At 49.8% G+C, this 16,854-nt stretch carries 20 protein-coding genes; 1 reads left to right on the plus strand and 19 read right to left on the minus strand.

Features of this window, described 5'->3' with window-relative positions:
• From nusA to pta, 12 genes are all read right to left on the minus strand, one after another.
• Positions 1 to 976 (minus strand): transcription termination factor NusA (gene nusA, locus CHK_RS06185; protein ID WP_046443171.1); only part of this gene is annotated, 976 nt, incomplete at its 3' end.
• A 13-nt stretch (positions 977 to 989) separates the two neighbouring features.
• Entirely contained in the window at positions 990 to 1,448 is a 459-nt protein-coding gene (locus CHK_RS06190) for a ribosome maturation factor RimP (RefSeq protein WP_046443172.1), read from the minus strand.
• 128 nt (positions 1,449 to 1,576) lie between these two features.
• Positions 1,577 to 2,182 carry a glycerol-3-phosphate 1-O-acyltransferase PlsY gene (gene plsY / locus CHK_RS06195; protein WP_046443173.1) on the minus strand — a complete coding sequence of 202 codons (606 nt, stop codon included), beginning with the start codon at positions 2,180 to 2,182 and terminating at the stop codon, positions 1,577 to 1,579.
• 2 nt (positions 2,183 to 2,184) lie between these two features.
• A complete protein-coding gene (der, locus tag CHK_RS06200) occupies positions 2,185 to 3,519 on the minus strand; it encodes a ribosome biogenesis GTPase Der (protein WP_046443174.1) in 1,335 nt (444 codons plus the stop codon).
• A gap of 19 nt (positions 3,520 to 3,538) precedes the next feature.
• Positions 3,539 to 4,840, minus strand: a complete 1,302-nt coding sequence (locus CHK_RS06205; RefSeq protein WP_046443175.1) for a DUF512 domain-containing protein — start codon at positions 4,838 to 4,840, stop codon at positions 3,539 to 3,541.
• Positions 4,841 to 5,013: 173 nt separating this feature from the next.
• The gene (locus CHK_RS06210; RefSeq protein WP_046443176.1) at positions 5,014 to 6,252 is read right to left on the minus strand and encodes a serine hydroxymethyltransferase; all 1,239 of its coding nucleotides are present in this window, start codon (positions 6,250 to 6,252) and stop codon (positions 5,014 to 5,016) included.
• Between the two features lie 8 nt (positions 6,253 to 6,260).
• Positions 6,261 to 6,941, minus strand: a complete 681-nt coding sequence (rnc, locus tag CHK_RS06215; protein WP_046443177.1) for a ribonuclease III — start codon at positions 6,939 to 6,941, stop codon at positions 6,261 to 6,263.
• The gene (gene plsX / locus CHK_RS06220) at positions 6,934 to 7,941 is read right to left on the minus strand and encodes a phosphate acyltransferase PlsX (RefSeq protein WP_046443202.1); all 1,008 of its coding nucleotides are present in this window, start codon (positions 7,939 to 7,941) and stop codon (positions 6,934 to 6,936) included. The genes rnc and plsX overlap by 8 nt, the downstream gene beginning before the upstream one ends.
• Positions 7,942 to 8,066: 125 nt before the next feature.
• The gene (gene rpmF, locus CHK_RS16065; protein ID WP_059109558.1) at positions 8,067 to 8,255 is read right to left on the minus strand and encodes a 50S ribosomal protein L32; all 189 of its coding nucleotides are present in this window, start codon (positions 8,253 to 8,255) and stop codon (positions 8,067 to 8,069) included.
• An 18-nt stretch (positions 8,256 to 8,273) separates the two neighbouring features.
• On the minus strand, positions 8,274 to 8,759 hold the full coding sequence (locus tag CHK_RS15640) for a YceD family protein (protein ID WP_052740416.1): 486 nt from the start codon (positions 8,757 to 8,759) through the stop codon (positions 8,274 to 8,276).
• An 84-nt stretch (positions 8,760 to 8,843) separates the two neighbouring features.
• Positions 8,844 to 10,046 (minus strand): acetate/propionate family kinase, encoded by a 1,203-nt coding sequence (locus CHK_RS06230; RefSeq protein ID WP_046443178.1) that lies wholly within the window; start codon positions 10,044 to 10,046, stop codon positions 8,844 to 8,846.
• Positions 10,047 to 10,069: 23 nt separating this feature from the next.
• Positions 10,070 to 11,068 (minus strand): phosphate acetyltransferase, encoded by a 999-nt coding sequence (gene pta / locus CHK_RS06235; RefSeq protein WP_046443179.1) that lies wholly within the window; start codon positions 11,066 to 11,068, stop codon positions 10,070 to 10,072.
• A gap of 107 nt (positions 11,069 to 11,175) precedes the next feature.
• Between pta and CHK_RS06240 the strand changes: the two genes are divergently transcribed.
• Positions 11,176 to 12,354 carry a nucleotidyltransferase gene (locus CHK_RS06240; protein WP_160295601.1) on the plus strand — a complete coding sequence of 393 codons (1,179 nt, stop codon included), beginning with the start codon at positions 11,176 to 11,178 and terminating at the stop codon, positions 12,352 to 12,354.
• Here CHK_RS06240 and CHK_RS06245 read toward each other — a convergent pair.
• From CHK_RS06245 to CHK_RS06275, 7 genes are all read right to left on the minus strand, one after another.
• Positions 12,347 to 13,126 carry a patatin-like phospholipase family protein gene (locus CHK_RS06245; protein WP_046443181.1) on the minus strand — a complete coding sequence of 260 codons (780 nt, stop codon included), beginning with the start codon at positions 13,124 to 13,126 and terminating at the stop codon, positions 12,347 to 12,349. The genes CHK_RS06240 and CHK_RS06245 overlap by 8 nt on opposite strands.
• Before the next feature lie 71 nt (positions 13,127 to 13,197).
• Positions 13,198 to 13,668 carry a hypothetical protein gene (locus CHK_RS06250; RefSeq protein ID WP_046443182.1) on the minus strand — a complete coding sequence of 157 codons (471 nt, stop codon included), beginning with the start codon at positions 13,666 to 13,668 and terminating at the stop codon, positions 13,198 to 13,200.
• A complete protein-coding gene (gene coaD, locus CHK_RS06255) occupies positions 13,665 to 14,144 on the minus strand; it encodes a pantetheine-phosphate adenylyltransferase (RefSeq protein WP_046443183.1) in 480 nt (159 codons plus the stop codon). The genes CHK_RS06250 and coaD overlap by 4 nt, the downstream gene beginning before the upstream one ends.
• Positions 14,145 to 14,690, minus strand: a complete 546-nt coding sequence (rsmD, locus tag CHK_RS06260; RefSeq protein WP_046443184.1) for a 16S rRNA (guanine(966)-N(2))-methyltransferase RsmD — start codon at positions 14,688 to 14,690, stop codon at positions 14,145 to 14,147.
• Positions 14,690 to 15,241 (minus strand): 5-formyltetrahydrofolate cyclo-ligase, encoded by a 552-nt coding sequence (locus CHK_RS06265; protein ID WP_046443185.1) that lies wholly within the window; start codon positions 15,239 to 15,241, stop codon positions 14,690 to 14,692. The genes rsmD and CHK_RS06265 overlap by 1 nt, the downstream gene beginning before the upstream one ends.
• Complete coding sequence (gene alr / locus CHK_RS06270; RefSeq protein ID WP_052740419.1) at positions 15,238 to 16,395, minus strand: alanine racemase; 1,158 nt, start codon at positions 16,393 to 16,395, stop codon at positions 15,238 to 15,240. Before alr ends, CHK_RS06265 begins: the two co-directional genes overlap by 4 nt.
• Positions 16,396 to 16,408: 13 nt before the next feature.
• Positions 16,409 to 16,840 (minus strand): ACT domain-containing protein, encoded by a 432-nt coding sequence (locus CHK_RS06275; protein WP_046443186.1) that lies wholly within the window; start codon positions 16,838 to 16,840, stop codon positions 16,409 to 16,411.
• Positions 16,841 to 16,854: the final 14 nt, after the last annotated feature.

Consider the following 16,854-nt stretch of genomic DNA (forward strand, 5'->3'; position numbering starts at 1 on the left):
GACGGGCGTTTTGCCCCTCCTTGCCAATCGCAAGGGAAAGCTGGTAATCCGGCACGATCACCTTTGCCGCCTTTTCATCTTCGTTGATCTGCACCATGACCACCTTCGCCGGGCGAAGGGCGTTCGCGATAAACTCAATCGGATCCGCGCTCCACGGCACAACGTCTATTTTCTCGCCGTTTAATTCCTCTACTACCTTCTCGATACGGGTGCCCTTGTGGCCCACGCACGCGCCTACCGGATCGACATCCTTTTCGTCGCTCCACACGGCGATTTTTGTACGTCCGCCCGCCTCGCGCGCGATGCTCTTGATCTGCACGACATTCTGGCGGATTTCCGGCACCTCGATTTCAAACAAGCGTTTGATGAGCGCCGGATGCGTACGGGACACAATAATCTGCGGCCCCTTGTTTGTCTTTTTCACCTCGAGCACGTATACCTTGATACGGTCGTTGATGTTATATTGCTCAGAATAAACCGTCTCGCTTACGGGGATAATCCCCTCGGCGCGTCCAAGCTCCACATAGATATTGCCGCGCTCGATCCTGTGGACGATCGCAGTCAAAACCTCGTTTTCCTTTTCCGAATACTGGTCGTAGATAATGCCGCGTTCCGCCTCCCGGATACGCTGCACCACCACCTGTTTTGCGGTCTGCGCCGCAATACGTCCAAAATCACGCGGCGTAACTTCCGTCTCCACCACGTCTCCGGCCTCATATTTTTCGTTGATTTCACGGGCCTGCTCTACCGTGATTTCCGTTTCCTCATCTTCGATTTCATCCACAACGTTTTTGATCGCAAACACTTTGATCTCGCCGGTATCGCCGTCAATCTCCACGCGTGCGTTCTGATCCGTGCCAAAGTGTCTCTTGTAGGCCGAAATAAGCGCCGTTTCGATTGCTTCGAGTAAAATATCCTTTTTGATCCCTTTATCGCGTTCTAAATCTGTTAACGCTTCCATAAATTCAGTGTTCATTACCAAGACTCCTTTATATGTCCAAATGCAGACAAATTTTCGCTGTTTCTTTCAGTTCGAATATTATTTCATTTTCATCTGTTTCGATTGTGATGCTGTCCGGCGTATAGGCGGTCAATGTGCCGGTATACTCCTTTATGCCATCGAATGGTTTATACAACTTCACGTCGATCTCCTGCCCAAGGCACCGCTCGAAATCGCGTGCGGCTTTCAGTGGCCGGTCAAGCCCGGGCGAGGATACGCACAGGATGTACTTTTCCGCAATGGGATCGCGCTCGTCGAGCACAGCCTCCACCGCACGGCTTACCGCCTCGCAGTCCTCAAACTGCACGCCGCCCTCTTTGTCGATATAAATCGTCAGCTGCCAGTCCTGCCCCTGCTTGGCGTATTCAGTATCCACATAAGTAAGCCCCATGGATTCGATGATCGGTATCGCGATCTCTTCCACAACGGAACGTGTATTCTTAGCCATAATTGCTCCTGAAATCCGTATTATAATGCGAAAGAGTGGGTATCTGGTCCCACTCTTTTGTAAAGCATCTATTAACCTATCTCATAATACCACAACAAACCGCTCTATGCAAGCCTTTTTTAAGCATTTTACTTCTTGGAAAGGCTCAATTTCCGTTCATTCCCATGAATCAGCCGGACGATGTTTTCCCTGTGGCTTAAAATACCTAAAATTGCTATAATTACCACCGCGATCTGCTGGTAAACGCTGTCAGGCGCAACCACGAAAGCCGCAACCGCACTCAGGATCAGCCCGATGATCGAGCCGATACTCATGATCTTTGTTGCGATTACAATAATAATTGCCACCGCAAATATAATCAGGGTTGGAATGGTTTGGATAATCAGGAGAACGCCGATTGTAGCGGCGATTCCCTTGCCTCCCTTAAAGCGCAGGAAACAGGAATAATTGTGCCCTACCACGGCAAAAACGCCTGCCACGCACAGACCAAGCTCCCCGCCAAGGTACATCCCGATGAGCGCCGCCAAAAGCCCTTTTAAAACATCGCCTGCAAATACCAGCACGCCCATTCCCCAACCATAATTTCTCAGAACATTTGTCGTACCGGCGTTACCGCTTCCCTTTTCACGGATATCTTCATGCCTGATCTTCTTCGTAAACAAATAAGAAAATGATATTGAACCCAGTATATAGGCGATCGCCGCACATAAAACGAGCACCCAAACATTTGTCATTCCTACTTTTCCCCCTTCTCATCGCTTCGTTGTCTAATTATTATTTTAATCGGTGTGCCACTAAAGTCAAATGTTTTGCGCAAATAATTTTCAAGATAACGCTGGTAGGAAAAGTGCATGAGCGGAACTTCGTTGACAAAAAGCACAAATGTAGGCGGCCCGACGGTTACCTGCGTTATGTAAAATATTTTGAGTCTCCTGCCGTTTGTGCTCGGCGGCTCGTTCGCCGTTACGGCATCCTGCAGGCAATCGTTCAAAACGCCGGTTGGAATACGCCTCATGTTGTTGTCGTATGCTTCATGCAGCAGTGCAAACAGTTTATCAATCCGAAGTCCTGTCTGGGCAGAAATATAAATCCGTTTTGCATACGGCATAAACGCAAGGTCAGCGGCAATCTTCCTGTTGTACTCTTCGATGGTGTACGTGTCCTTTTCAACCGCATCCCACTTATTGACCGCAATGACACACGGTTTTCCCTCTGAGTCCACATAGCCCGCAACCTTTACGTCCTGCTCTGTGATGCCTTCTGTCGCGTCAATCATCACAACGACAACGTCTGCGCGCCGGATCGCGCCAAGAGAGCGTATGACGCTGTAACGCTCGATCGATTTGTCGTCGATCCTCCCTTTTTTGCGCATCCCCGCCGTATCGATAATCGTATACTTCTTTCCGTCCCGCTCAAAGGTCGAATCGATCGCGTCGCGCGTGGTGCCCGGAATATCGCTCACAATCGCACGGTCATAGCCGAGTATTTTATTGGTAAGCGAGGACTTCCCAACATTCGGCTTGCCCACAAGGGCAATTTTAAGCGAATCCTCCTCTTCCCCGTCCGTTTCAAATTCGCCAAGCTCGCCAATGATATCGTCGAGCAGGTCTCCAAGGCCAAGGCCCTGCGTAGAAGAAATCCCGACAACATCCCCAAGGCCGAGCTCATAAAAATCAAAAAGATTCTGTTCATCCTTTTTGTTGTCAATTTTATTCACCACAACAATCACCGGCTTTTTGGATTTTCGCAGCATCTTTGCCACCTCGTAATCCTCGGCTGTGATACCGGTCTTTCCATCCACCAGAAACAGGATCAGCTGTGCCGCTTCAATGGCAATCTCAACCTGCACGCGCATCTGTTTCAGAAGAACGTCGTCCGTATTCAGATCGACTCCGCCGGTGTCCACCAACGTAAATTCCTTATTCAGCCACTCCGCATCCGCATAAATGCGGTCTCGCGTCACACCGGGCGTATCCTCTATGATCGCCAGCTTTGTTCCTGTGATCCGGTTAAAAAACGTAGATTTACCCACATTTGGCCTTCCTACGATCGCAACCAATGGTTTTGCCATATTTTTATTCCTTATCCTTTCATTGCACAAATGCGCTTATCAGCATATATCCGTCGTTATCCAGCTTTGCACACGGTTTGCCCAGCGCTGCGGAAAGTTCCTCCAGCGTTACGTCGTCCAGCATGGATGTATCATTTTCTTTAAAACAGCAACGGCTCAGGAACAGTACCTCTTCGCCGCCTGTTTTCCCCGCGACCTGCCTTATCACGTCTTCTCCTGTAAGCAGTCCCGTTACCGTAATCGTCTTTCCAAAAAACTCATTTTCTACCCTATAAACGGAAACCTCCGTCCCCAAAACGGTTTGTATCTGCTTTGCGAGCTTTTTCAAAAACGGATAAAAATCAACGCCTGTAATAATTCCGGCCTTTTGATATTTCGCTTTTTTCCCTTTCAGGTCAAAAAGCGCGTCCTGCGCCTCCTCCAAAAACAGGCGGACAAGCCCGACGCCGTTTTCAATCTGTACAAAATCTTCGTACTCCTCATAAGGCGGAAGATCCAGCTCCGCGCGTAAATACATTTCATCCGACGCAAATACAAATCTCGTCTCGCCGTTCTCTTCTAAAAAACGTTTCTGGTATGCCTCGATCGCGCGCACCGCTTCTCCGGCGCATTCCCTGCCAACCGGCTTTAGCGGGTATCTTCCCTCACGGTATTTGGTCAGGCCGGCCGGCACCACTGCAACCGAACCGATTTGCGGATACAGCTCATATAACTTTTCAATGGTTTCCTCCAGCACCTTTCCGTCGTTGAGGCCTTCGCACATAACGATCTGCGTGTGCATCCTTATGCCGTTTTTTGCAAGCCGTTCAATGATTCCAAAGGTTTTTACCGCATCCGGGTTGCCAAAAAGCAGCTTCCTCATTTCATCGTCATATGCGTGAACCGATACGTAAAGCGGGCTGATGCGCTGGTCTATGATCCTTTGTATCTCTTCTTCCTTCAGGTTCGTCAGCGTGATATAGCTGCCCATCAAAAAGGACATCCGCCAGTCGTCGTCTTTCAGGTACAATGTGCGGCGCATCTTTTTGGGCATCTGGTCTACAAAGCAAAATACGCACTTGTTTTTACAGCTTATTTTTTTGCCGAAGCCGTCGTTCTCAAATTCAATTCCAAGATCTTCATACGGCTCCTTTTCGATTTCAATTTCTTCCTGCGATCCGTCCTTCTTCTGTATAAGCACAAGCACAAGATCGTCTGCCATTGCATCGATATAGTCGATATAATCCCGGATGTTTTTGCCATTTACGGATAATAAAACGTCGCCCGCGGCAATCTCACATTCCGCAGCAATGCCGTCTATGTCTACCTGTTTTACGATCATCCAAAAGCTCCCCTGATTGCAGTTTATCAAATGGTTGTGCAAACGGCATTTACCAAAACTGCTATGCAACGTTTATGATTGTATCGAATCCTTCTCTTATCAACTGTAAAACTGAACGGACAAAAGGATACCCTCTTGTCCGCCCCATTGTCCAATACTCTTAAATACAGCGCTTATTTGTAAAGCGGGAATTCCTCGCAAAGCGAAATAACGCTGTCCTTGACCGCCTGTGCGGCGCTCTCACCGTCCATAATAATCTTTGCGATCAGGCCTCCGATCTCATTCATCTGTTCTTCTTTCATCCCACGCGTTGTTACGGAAGGCGTTCCAATCCGAATGCCGCTTGTAACGAACGGGCTCAATGTCTCAAATGGAATCGTATTCTTATTAACTGTGATGTTCGCCGTGTCGAGCAACGCTTCAACCTCTTTACCGGTTTTGCCTTTTTCCCCGACATCCACAAGCATCAGGTGGTTATCCGTGCCGCCGGAAACAAGGCGCAGCCCATTATCCTTCAGCGACTGCGCCAATGCCTGCGCATTTTTGATGATCTGCTTCTGGTATTCCTTGAATTCAGGCTGCAGCGCTTCCTCAAACGAAACCGCTTTGGCAGCAATTACGTGCATGAGCGGTCCGCCCTGCGTACCCGGGAAAATCGCCTTGTCGACTGCCTTTGCAAGCTCTTCCGAGCACAGGATCATACCTCCGCGCGGTCCGCGCAGCGTCTTGTGCGTCGTCGTGGTCGTAAAGTGCGCGTACGGCACCGGGCTTGGATGGAGTCCCGCCGCAACCAGGCCGGCAATGTGAGCCATATCTACCATAAGGTATGCGCCGACAGCATCCGCAATCTCCCGGAACCGTGCAAAATCAATCGTGCGCGGGTATGCGCTCGCACCTGCAACAATCATCTTTGGCTTATGCTCCGTTGCAAGATCATAAATCTGATCGTAATCGATGGTTTCGTCGTCTTCTCTTACGCCGTAAGGGACAATGTTAAAGTATTTGCCTGACATATTGACAGGACTACCATGCGTCAGATGCCCGCCGTGTGAAAGGTTCATTCCAAGGATCGTATCGCCGGGATTCAGCACGCTGAAATAAACTGCCATATTCGCCTGCGCGCCGGAATGGGGCTGCACATTTGCGTGCTCTGCGCCAAAAAGCTTTTTCGCGCGGTCGCGCGCAAGGTCTTCCACAATGTCAACGAATTCGCATCCGCCATAATAACGCTTTCCGGGATATCCCTCCGCGTACTTGTTCGTCAGGTGGGAGCCCATCGCCTGCATAACAGCCTTCGAAACGAAGTTCTCCGATGCAATCAGCTCAATGTTGTGCTCCTGCCTGTTTAATTCCTTCATCATCGCGTCGTAAACCTGCGCGTCTGTCTTTTTCACTTCTAAAAAATCCAACATAATTTCTATTACCTTTCGTAAATTTTTTCAAAATCCGCGATTGCGGACTTGGCTGCATTTTGTTCTGCTTCCTTTTTCGAACTGCCCGAGCCTTCGCATATCGGCTTGCCGCCTACAAAAAGCTGTACGTGGAAAGTCGCATTGTGCGGCGGCCCTTCCTGGCTCTTTACCTCATAGGATATTTCCTGCTTGACGCTGCGCTGTACCAGTTCCTGGAACTGTGACTTATAATCATGATCGCTCATGCGGCTCATGGCAGAGCTGATCGCATCAGCAAACAGATCATAAATTACCGTCTTTGCGGTCTCAAAACCACCATCGAGGTATACGGCGCCCATCAGTGCCTCTACAACGTTTTCGAGGATGGATGTTTTTTTCCGTCCGCCGGACTGCTCTTCTCCCTTGCCAAGTAATATATACTCGCCAAGGCCAATCCCGCGTGCAATTCCTGCCAGTGACCGGGAGCATACGATGTCTGCGCGCTTTTGCGTCAGGGCCCCCTCTGAAAAATCGCGGTAGCCTGTAAACAGGTAATCGCTGATAATCAGCTCGATCACCGCATCCCCCAAAAACTCCAGGCGCTCATAATGCGGAACGTTTCCGCAGGACGGGTGTGTAAGCGCCCGTTTCAGAAGCTGCTCATCTTTAAAGCGGTATCCGATTTTCTCTTCGAGCGTTTCTCTATTCATGATCGTCCTTCAGGCCGGAAATGCCCTGTTGGATTTCTTCCACCACATTACCGGCTATGAATTTTCTCGCCGCGTCGATTGCATGGAAAATTGCTGTAGCGTCCGAGCTCCCGTGTGCTTTCATGACGCCGCCCGCAAGCCCCAAAAGCAAAGCGCCGCCATATTCCTTATAATCCATTTTCTTTTTAAGCTTGCCAAAAGCGCTTTTCATAAATACCGAGCCGAGCTTTGCGCTCGCGCTTTCCTTGATGTACCCTTTGAGCATTCCAAGGATTGTCTTTGCGCAGCCCTCAAGAAATTTCAAAACGATATTTCCTGTGAATCCATCGCACACAAGCACGTCAAACTCGCCGGATAAAAGCTCTCGTCCTTCCGCATTCCCAACAAAATTAATCGGCGCTTCCTTTAAAAGCTGATACGCTTTTTTGGTAAGCTCGCTTCCCTTTTCTTCCTCAGCACCGTTATTGATCAGCGCGACCTTGGGGCTTTTAAGACCAAACACCTTTTGCATATAAATGCTGCCCATCACGCCAAACTGCTGCAAATACTGCGGCTTGCAATCCGCGTTCGCCCCTCCGTCGATCAAAAGCACCTCGCCCGTCTGCGAGGGCAAAACCGGCGCAAGCGCCGGACGCTTGATTCCATTAATGCGCTTTACAATCAGCGTCGCTCCCGCAACAAGAGCGCCTGTGCAGCCCGCAGAGATCAGCATCCCGCCCTCCCCGCGCGCAAGCGCGTTCAGCGCTACAACCATAGAGGAATCCTTTTTCTCCTTTAACGCCTTCACCGGCGAGTCATCCATCTCGATCACCTGCGTGGTGCCGATAATCTCAATTCTATCCTGATTATATTCCGCCTGCGAAAGCAGCGCTTCAATTTTCTGCCGGTCTCCTGTCAGTAAAAAAGATGTGTCTGGAAATTCCTGCATGGCACGAAGCACGCCTTTTACAATCTCGTCCGGCGCGTGGTCTCCGCCCATCGCATCTATGATAATCCGCATGATATCCCCTTCTTTTCCGTAAGATAGTGCAATACTGTTATTATATAGAAATTTACGGCTTATTTCAATCAAAATTAAACCAAAAAAGGATTTGCGTAAAGCAAATCCTTTTCTCTGATCCAAAACTACTTCGTCGCTTCTTTCGGAGCCACCGCAAGTCTTCCGTTATAGTAGCCGCAATTCGGGCAAACTCTGTGGGCCAGCTTTGGCTGGTGACACTGCGGGCACACGCCTACAGCCGGAGCTGTCAGCTTCCAATGCGCTCTTCTCGTATGTTTACGTTGTTTCGACGTTCTATTCTTTGGTACTGCCATTTCACACACCTCCCTCGATTAAAACAATCCTTTTAGTTTTGCAAACGGATTTGTTTCATCCGTATCATCCTGCTTGCATTCGCACGATCCTGCGTTCAGGTCCTGCCCGCACTGCGGACAAATCCCCTTGCAGTCCTCTTTGCACAGGAACTGCTGCGGCAGACTCAGTACGATTGCATCATATACCATTTTATCGAGCGACAGCGTGTCACCTTTGTAGGTATATTCCTCTTCCTCTCCAGTGCCCTCAGGCCAGTAGAGTTCGCTGAAACGGTACCCGACGTCTGTTGTCATGCCCGTAAGGCAACGGTCACACACCGTATTCAATACTGCGTCAAAATTTCCTGTAACGGAAACCTTTTTATCTGTCACGCAAAACTCTGCTTCCAGCTCGAGCGGCTGTGCAAAATCGATATCCCCGCCAAGCTCTGGAACACCTTCATAAGAGAACGTCCCACACTCGCCTTCATTTTTCAATGCCTTTGAAATATCAATATCTATCATACTTTGCTCGCCTCTGTAAGAAAACAGGTACCACTACATTATATTTTTATGCAGCGTGCTTGTCAACTCTTTTTTTGGGCACGGTTATTTGCAGCAGATATCGTATGTATCCTTTGCAATGGTCATTTCTTCGTCCGTTGGGATCACAAGAACCTTCACCCTGGAATCCGCCGCGGAAATATCCATTTCATCACCGCGCATACCATCGTTCTTCTCTTTGTCGATCTTCACGCCCATGAATTCAAGGCCTTCCACCGCGTGCATACGGACATCCCAGTCGTTCTCTCCAACGCCGCCCGCAAAAGTGATTACGTCCACGCCGCCCATGGCAGCCGCGTATGCGCCGATAAACTTTTTGAGACGGTAGTTGAATACGTCAAGCGCAAGCTTTGCGCGTTCGTTGCCCTTCTCCTCTTCCGCCCACAAGTCGCGGAAGTCGCTGGATATGCCGGAAATGCCCCATACGCCCGACTCTTTATTCAGGTAATTGATGGCCTGTTCGACGTCCATATTGAGTTTGCCCATCAGGTAAGGCACGATTGCCGCGTCAAGGTCTCCGGAACGAGTACCCATCACAAGGCCTTCAAGAGGCGTGAAGCCCATCGACGTATCCACCGATACGCCGCCATTTACAGCCGCTACGGAAGAACCGTTGCCAAGGTGGCAGGTGATAATTTTAAGGTCCTTGATATCTTTTCCAAGGATTTCCGCAGCCCTGTGCGAAACATATTTGTGAGATGTACCATGGAAACCGTATCTTCTGACCTTATAATCTGTATAAGCCGTGTAAGGGATTCCATACAGGAAGGCCTTCTGCGGCATATTCGCATGGAACGCAGTATCGAAAACTCCTACCATTGGAACATTTGGCATGAGCGCGCGGCACGCGTCGATCCCCATCAGGTTTGCGGGATTGTGCAGCGGTGCAAGCTCGATATTTTCCTTGATTGCATCGATCACTTCGTCCGTAATGAGTACGGATTCGCTGAACTTCTCGCCGCCATGCACGATCCTGTGGCCAACCGCGCAGATTCCGGAGAGATCGGCAACCACGCCGTGCGTTGGATCTGTAAGGGCCGCGACGACCTGCTTCATCGCATCGTTGTGGTCCTTCATGGGCGTTTCGATCTCTACTTTGTCTTTACCGGACGGTTTGTGCTTGATAACGGAATGGTCGATGCCAATTCTTTCAACAAGGCCTTTTGCGATCACAGTCGCATCGTCCATATCGATCAGCTGATATTTCAGCGAAGAGCTTCCCGCATTGATTACTAATACATTTTTCATGATCCCTATTCTCCCTTTTATTGTTAGAAAGACTGCGCCTGAACAGCAGTCATCGCAACGACAGATACAATATCCTCCACGCTGCACCCGCGCGACAGGTCGTTCACCGGACGCGCAAGCCCCTGGCAAACCGGACCGATTGCATCCGCGCCGCCCAGTCTCTGTACCAGCTTATAACCAATATTCCCCGCCTGGATGTCCGGGAAAATCAGTACATTCGCATGTCCTGCGACCTTGCTGCCCGGGCTCTTTAACTGCCCTACCGCTTCAATGAGCGCTGCGTCAGCCTGCAATTCACCGTCTATATTGAGCTCTGGCGCCATTTCTTTTGCAAGCCTTGTCGCTTCAACCACTTTATCTACCTTTTCATGCTTTGCGCTGTTCTTGGTTGAGAAGGAGAGCATCGCAATCTTCGGATCGTCTATCCCGGCAAGCGCTTTTGCAGAGTCTGCGGAAGCAATCGCAATCGCCGCAAGCTCCTCTGCCGTCGGATCGATATTAACAGCGCAGTCCGCAAAGACCATAACGCCGTCCTGGCCCCACTTCGTATCCGGATGCTCCATAATGAAGCAGCTTGAAACAATCGGTACGCCCGGCTTTGTTTTGATCACCTGCAACGCCGGACGAAGCGTATCGCCCGTGGAATGGATCGCGCCGGAAACCATGCCGTCCGCGTCATTGTTTTTGATCATCATGACTGCGTAATAAAGCGTATCCTTGCAGGTTTCCTTTGCCTGCTCAGGAGTGATGCCCTTGCTCTTACGCATTTCATAAAACATATTTGCGTACTCGTCAAGCTTTGGGGAAGTTGCCGGATTGATGATCGTCGCTCCCGAAAGATCGACCTTCTTTGTGTTTGCAGCTTCGATTTCCTTCTCGTCGCCGAGCAGGATCACGTGTGCAATTCCCTGCTCCGCAATCTTTGCAGCCGCTTCGATCGTACGCGGTTCGCTGCCCTCAGGCAGTACAATGTTCTTTTGAACCGATTTTGCCTTTTCCTTGATCTTGTCCATCAATGACATTTTAGGTACACCTCACGTTTTGATATTATTATTTTAAAAAATTGGTTTCTCTGTTATAATGCACTCATATATTATAGATGAGAAAACGCTTTTTGAAAAGGGATTTTATGAAAATAGCCGGAATTATAGCAGAATATAACCCATTTCATATGGGGCACGCCCACCATATTTCGCAAACCAGACAAAAAACCGGCGCGGATTACATTATTTGTGTGATAAGCGGCAATTTTTCTCAGCGTGGCGAGTGCATGGTCTATGATAAATGGACACGCGCGCACAGCGCCCTGCTGTGCGGGGCAGACCTTGTGCTGGAGCTTCCGTTCCTCTATGCTACGCAAAGCGCGGAAGGCTTTGCGCGGGGCGGCGTGGACGTCCTCAACGCGCTTGGTTGTATTGACTATCTTTCCTTCGGTGCGGAAAACACGGACACCTCCGCCCTTTTGGATGCCGCCGCTCTCCTGCTGGAAGAGCCTCCAGAGTTTTCCACAGCTTTGAAGGAGCAGCTTTCGTGCGGCGTTTCCTTCCCTTCGGCGCGTGCATATGCACTAGCGTCCTTTTTGCCACAACATTGCGAGTCCACGTTCACCGGCTCGAACAACATCCTTGGAATCGAGTATTGCAAGGAGCTTCTCCGTATCGGCAGCAAGATATCTCCCTTCGTCTTAAAACGCGAGGGCAATGAATATTCCTCCCGCATGCTTTCAGACACATACTCCAGCGCGACAGCAGTCCGCGCGGCAATCCTCCACGGAAGGGACTACCGCGGCCACGTGCCTGCTAAATGCCTGCCCCTGTATCAGGAAGCTTGCGCCGTTTCACCGGAGGCCATGTTTCCCCATGTCATATATGCGCTGCGCATGCTCGGCATTAATGGACTCAGAGAAATTGCCGAGGTTGCGGAAGGGCTGGAGCATAAAATTTCCGCATGCGCGAAAGATGTGCAAAGCTATGACGGCCTGATTCATGCGATCAAAAGCAAACGGTATACCTACACGCGCATTCAGCGTATTTTACTTTACGCATTGTTTGGCGTTACAAAGCAGGCCCTTGCCTGCGCTATGGAGGAACCGCTTTATGCCCGCGTGCTGGGCGTGCGGAAAAAGAGTATGGAGCTGCTGTCGCTTATTTCCAGGCAAACGCATATCCCGCTCGTTACGAAAGCGGCGGAATTCCCTGATGGCAGCCTGCTGCATTACGACCTTCTTTCTTCAGACATCTATGGGCTGTTCACAAAAAAAATCGCGCCCGCCGGACGCGATTTCACACAAAAACTGATGATTATTTGATCCCAAGCAATTTCTTGATTTCCGGAAGCGCTTTTTCCGCCGCTTCCTCCCCACGCTTTATGATCGTCTGGATATCTTTATATTGATTTCCGTCAATATCGTTTACCTCCGGCAATATCTGCAAATCCGCCTTTGGAAGCTCTGTCTGCGCGCGGTACCAATCTGAAATTGTAAAGGATACCTGCGCCAGCTCGATCACGCTTTTGGGCGGCTTGATCGGCTCCCCACGATAGGAAACATCTACGGCAACCACAACGTCCGGCTTCATTTCCCACGCCGCTTCTATCGCCGTGCGGTCTATTACGCCGCCGTCCACATAGGTCTTATTGTCAATCTTCTGCGGCATAAACATTCCCGGAATCGAAATACTGGCGCGCACCGCCTCGTGAATCGGGCCGGTGGTAAAACGCTTCAATTTTCCTTCCTCAATACATGTCGCAATGCAGCAAAAGGGCACCTTTGTCTTTTCGATCAGAATATTTTTGGTCATGAGCTTAATCAGGTCCTCTACCTTGTTTCCCTTCACATAACCAACATTAGACAGCGTAAAATCAAAATATTTTTTGTAATCAAATACAACCGCAAGATTTTCAAGCGCCTCTATCTGCCCCTCCGACGCAAAAATCCCGCCGATAAGCGATCCCATACTGCATCCCGCGATCGAGTGAATCGGTACTTTATTTTTGATCAGCACATTTAAAACGCCAATGTGTGCAAAGCCGCGGGCAGAGCCCCCGCCAAGCGCCAGCGCCATTTTTTTGCCGTTTGCCATAGTTCAAATTCTCCTTATCGTAAAAAATCTTCACGTTACAGATATAACGCAAAGATTTCCCCTGAAACAGCTTATTCAAATTCCGCCTGGTCTTTGTTCTTTTTATTGATAAAATTCGATTTGTTTTCTTTGATGATATCAATATATTCCTTCATATAGGACGACAAATCCTCCAGAACATTCACAGCGTAATCGTTTGCGTTTGTGCGGATTTCATACGCCTGCTTCTGCGCCACGTCAACCATCCTGTTTGATTTCTCGTATGCAAGCTGCGTCACCCGATGCTCTTCGATTAATTCCGCAAGGCGGTTATCCACACCGTCGAGGATATCCTTTGCTTTTTGCTCGGCCTGGTCTATGATCTCTTTCTTGCGTTTTAATACTTCCTGCGCATATACGATTTCCTCCGGAAGCGCGTCCCTGATCTCTTCCAGTATTTCCAGGACAAAATCAACGTCTATCGTTTTTTTGTTACCAAACAAAGACTTGCGGCTATCGTCAATTTCACCCATAATTTCATTTAACAGGTCGTAAATTTTCATTCCGTGATTCCTCCGTTTATCATATCCGATACTTCTCTGGGAACATATGCGGAAATATCCGCATGAAACTCCACAAGCTCGCGCACAGCTGTCGAACTGATGAAGTAAGTTTCAGGTTTGGAAAGAAGCGCCAGCGTTTCTACGCCCGGCAAAAGCTGTCCGTTGATCACTGAAAGCTGCTGCTCCAGCTCCAGATCCGCGCCTGTGCGAAGGCCGCGGATAATAATCCTGCAATCAAGCTTTTTCAGAAGATCGACAAGCAGCCCGTCAAAGCAAACCACCTCAACGCCCCTTATGTGCGCCGTCGCACGGCGAATCATCTCCATACGCGTGTCGAGACTGAACAGATAGGTTTTGGAAGGATTTTTCAATACTCCCACATACACCTTCGGAAAAATATTGCAGGCACGTTCGATGATGTCCAGATGCCCTTTTGTAATTGGGTCAAAACTTCCCGGATACACGCACGCCTTCATCTATTCCTCTTCCCAACGGTAAAAACTTAAAAATGTTTTCCCGTACCTTTTTTGTTTTTCGAGCCGGTACCCTGCCTGTGCCGGAAGCAGAAAATCGCTTTCCGCAACCGCAACGGCATTTTTTGCAAGAATGCCGCATCCTGCCGCAAGCTCAAACACCCTCTCATAGTATCCGCCCTTATATGGTGGATCTATTATTACTATATCAAACTTTTTTTGATTTTGAAATAACTTAATTGCCGCCTCATAGTCCTTTTTCAGAACAACTGCTTTTTTTTCGAAACCGGCAGCCTGAATGTTCCGCTCGATTGCTTTTTGCGCCCCGCCGGCATTTTCTACAAAAACAGCCTGCGCCGCGCCGCGCGAGAGCGCTTCAAGCCCCAAAGCGCCGCTCCCTGCGAACAGATCGAGCACAACGGTTCCGTGCAGCTCGAATTGCAGTCTTCCAAAGAGCGCCTCTTTCACATGATCGAGCGTTGGGCGGGTGTCAATTCCCTCCGGCGCAATAAGCTTCGTCCCTCTTTTTTCACCTGCAATAATCCTCATTACCTGATAATCCCGTCCGGCGTTATGATCATGTCCATGCGGATATCGTGTTTTTCACCCGGAATATGATCGACAATCTGGAAATCGTAAGCAAGGGCTATCTTTTTTGCGTGAACCGCCTGCGCCAGATAAGCGTCGTAATATCCTTTTCCAAAGCCGATCCTGTTCTTTTGCCTGTCAAATGCGATTCCCGGCACAATCACCGCGTCAAGCTCCCCCGGCTCCGCCATCTGCGCATCGGAAAACCTTGGCTGTGCAATGCCGAACGCACTCAATTCAAGCGCCGCGCTTTTGATATCCGCAGCGTGCATATCGCCGCAATCGATACATGGCAGGAAAATGCGCATTCCATGATACATCATCCACCCCGTTAAGGCCGCGGTCTTTACCTCTCCGTCAAAGTCGCTGTAAATCAAAACATTCTTTGCGCCATCCAGAATCTTGCTTTCCGTCAGCCGCTCGTAAATCCGTTCAGATTCATCCTCGATGTATTTTGAAGTCAGCCCCTTTCGCATATCCAGTATTTTCCTGCGAATTTCCTGTTTTGTCATATTCTGTCACCAGCCGTTTCGCTGCCCGTATAAACGCGCGGCACCCTGTAGTTAAAATCAAGTAAAATTTCATAGCTGATCGTTTCGCAAAGCCTTGCCATATCATCGGCAGAAACGCTTTTACCGCCCGCGTTTCCAAGTACGACCGCTTCGTCTCCAACGCGCACCGTCCCCTGTACGTCCGTAATGTCGATCATTGTCTGGTCCATACATACCCGCCCGATCACCGGGGCGTAAAACGAACCCTGCTGCGTTGTGACGATCATCCTGCCGCGGTTGGAAAGCAGCCTGTTATACCCATCGCCATAGCCGATCTGCACAGTCGCCACCCGCGTTTTGCGCGCCGCTGTAAAGGTGCTGCCATAGCCTACGCTCTCTCCAATATCGATTGTCTTGACATTGGATATCTCCGCGAACACCTCCATCACCGGGGCGAGGGGCACCGCATCCTTTTTGACCTCGTCAGAAGGATAATACCCATACATGGAGATGCCAAAACGCACCATGTCGTGCGAAAACTGCGGCAGGTCTATCGTGCCCGCGCTGTTATCCGCATGAATGGCGGGATATAAGCCCTTTTCATTTAAAATTTTAATGTAGCCCATAAACCTGTGGTGCTGCATCTGCGCGTGCGCCTTATCCTTTGCGTCGCTGTTTGCAAAGTGGGTAAACACACCGTTAAGCTCCACGTCTGCGCAACGCGCAAGCGCGTCAAGGCACGCCGCGAGCTCTTCTTCGCTGCGAATACCGATCCTGCACATCCCCGTATCAAATTTCAGGTGCACAGAACACCTTTTTCCTTCCTGCTTACAAATTTGCTGCAAAAGCAATATGTCGTCCGGCGTAAAAACGCATGGCTGCAAATCGAGCGCCATAGCGAGCCGCAGCTGGTCAGGATTTGACCGTCCGATAATCATAACGGGCATATCGATCCCCGCGCCGCGAAGCTCCTGCGCCTCCTCCGCAAGGGCAACGGCAAGCATTCGCGCGCCCGCACTTTTGGCTGCAAAAGAACACTCTACCGCACCGTGCCCGTACGCATTTGCCTTCACTACGGCTACTATCCCGCACGACGGCGGCAGGTTCTTCGCCGCATTTTCGATGTTCTGTTTCAAATTCTCCAGGTGAATCCTGGCGTATGTCCTTCTATACAAGATAAGCCGCCTTTTAAATGTTATAGACCATTTCTTCCGTGAGTATTTTGAGGCCCGAATCTTTTAACGCCTCATAGGCCTTTTCCGTTTCTTCCACACGGAAAATAATAAGCGCGTTGTCGCTTCTCGTTCCCACAAACGAATATAAGTATTCGATACTGATATCGTTTTCACGCAGGATTTCGAGCACGCGCGCAAGCCCGCCCGGCACATCCTCCACCTCAATGCCAAGCACCTGCGTCATCGTGGCGGTAAAGCCCGCGTCCTTTACGATTTTAAGCGCTGATTGAGGATCGTTGACAATGCAGCGCAGGATACCGAATTCCGCGGTGTCCGCAATGCTCAAAGCCTTCAAATCGATATTGTTTTCCGCCAGTGTCTTGGTCAGGCTGTACAGCCTTCCCTTTTTGTTTTCCACAAAGACCGATATCTGATTGATCATCATGCCGTGATCCTCCT

The organism is Christensenella hongkongensis (assembly GCF_000981035.1).
Classification (GTDB): domain Bacteria; phylum Bacillota; class Clostridia; order Christensenellales; family Christensenellaceae; genus Christensenella; species Christensenella hongkongensis.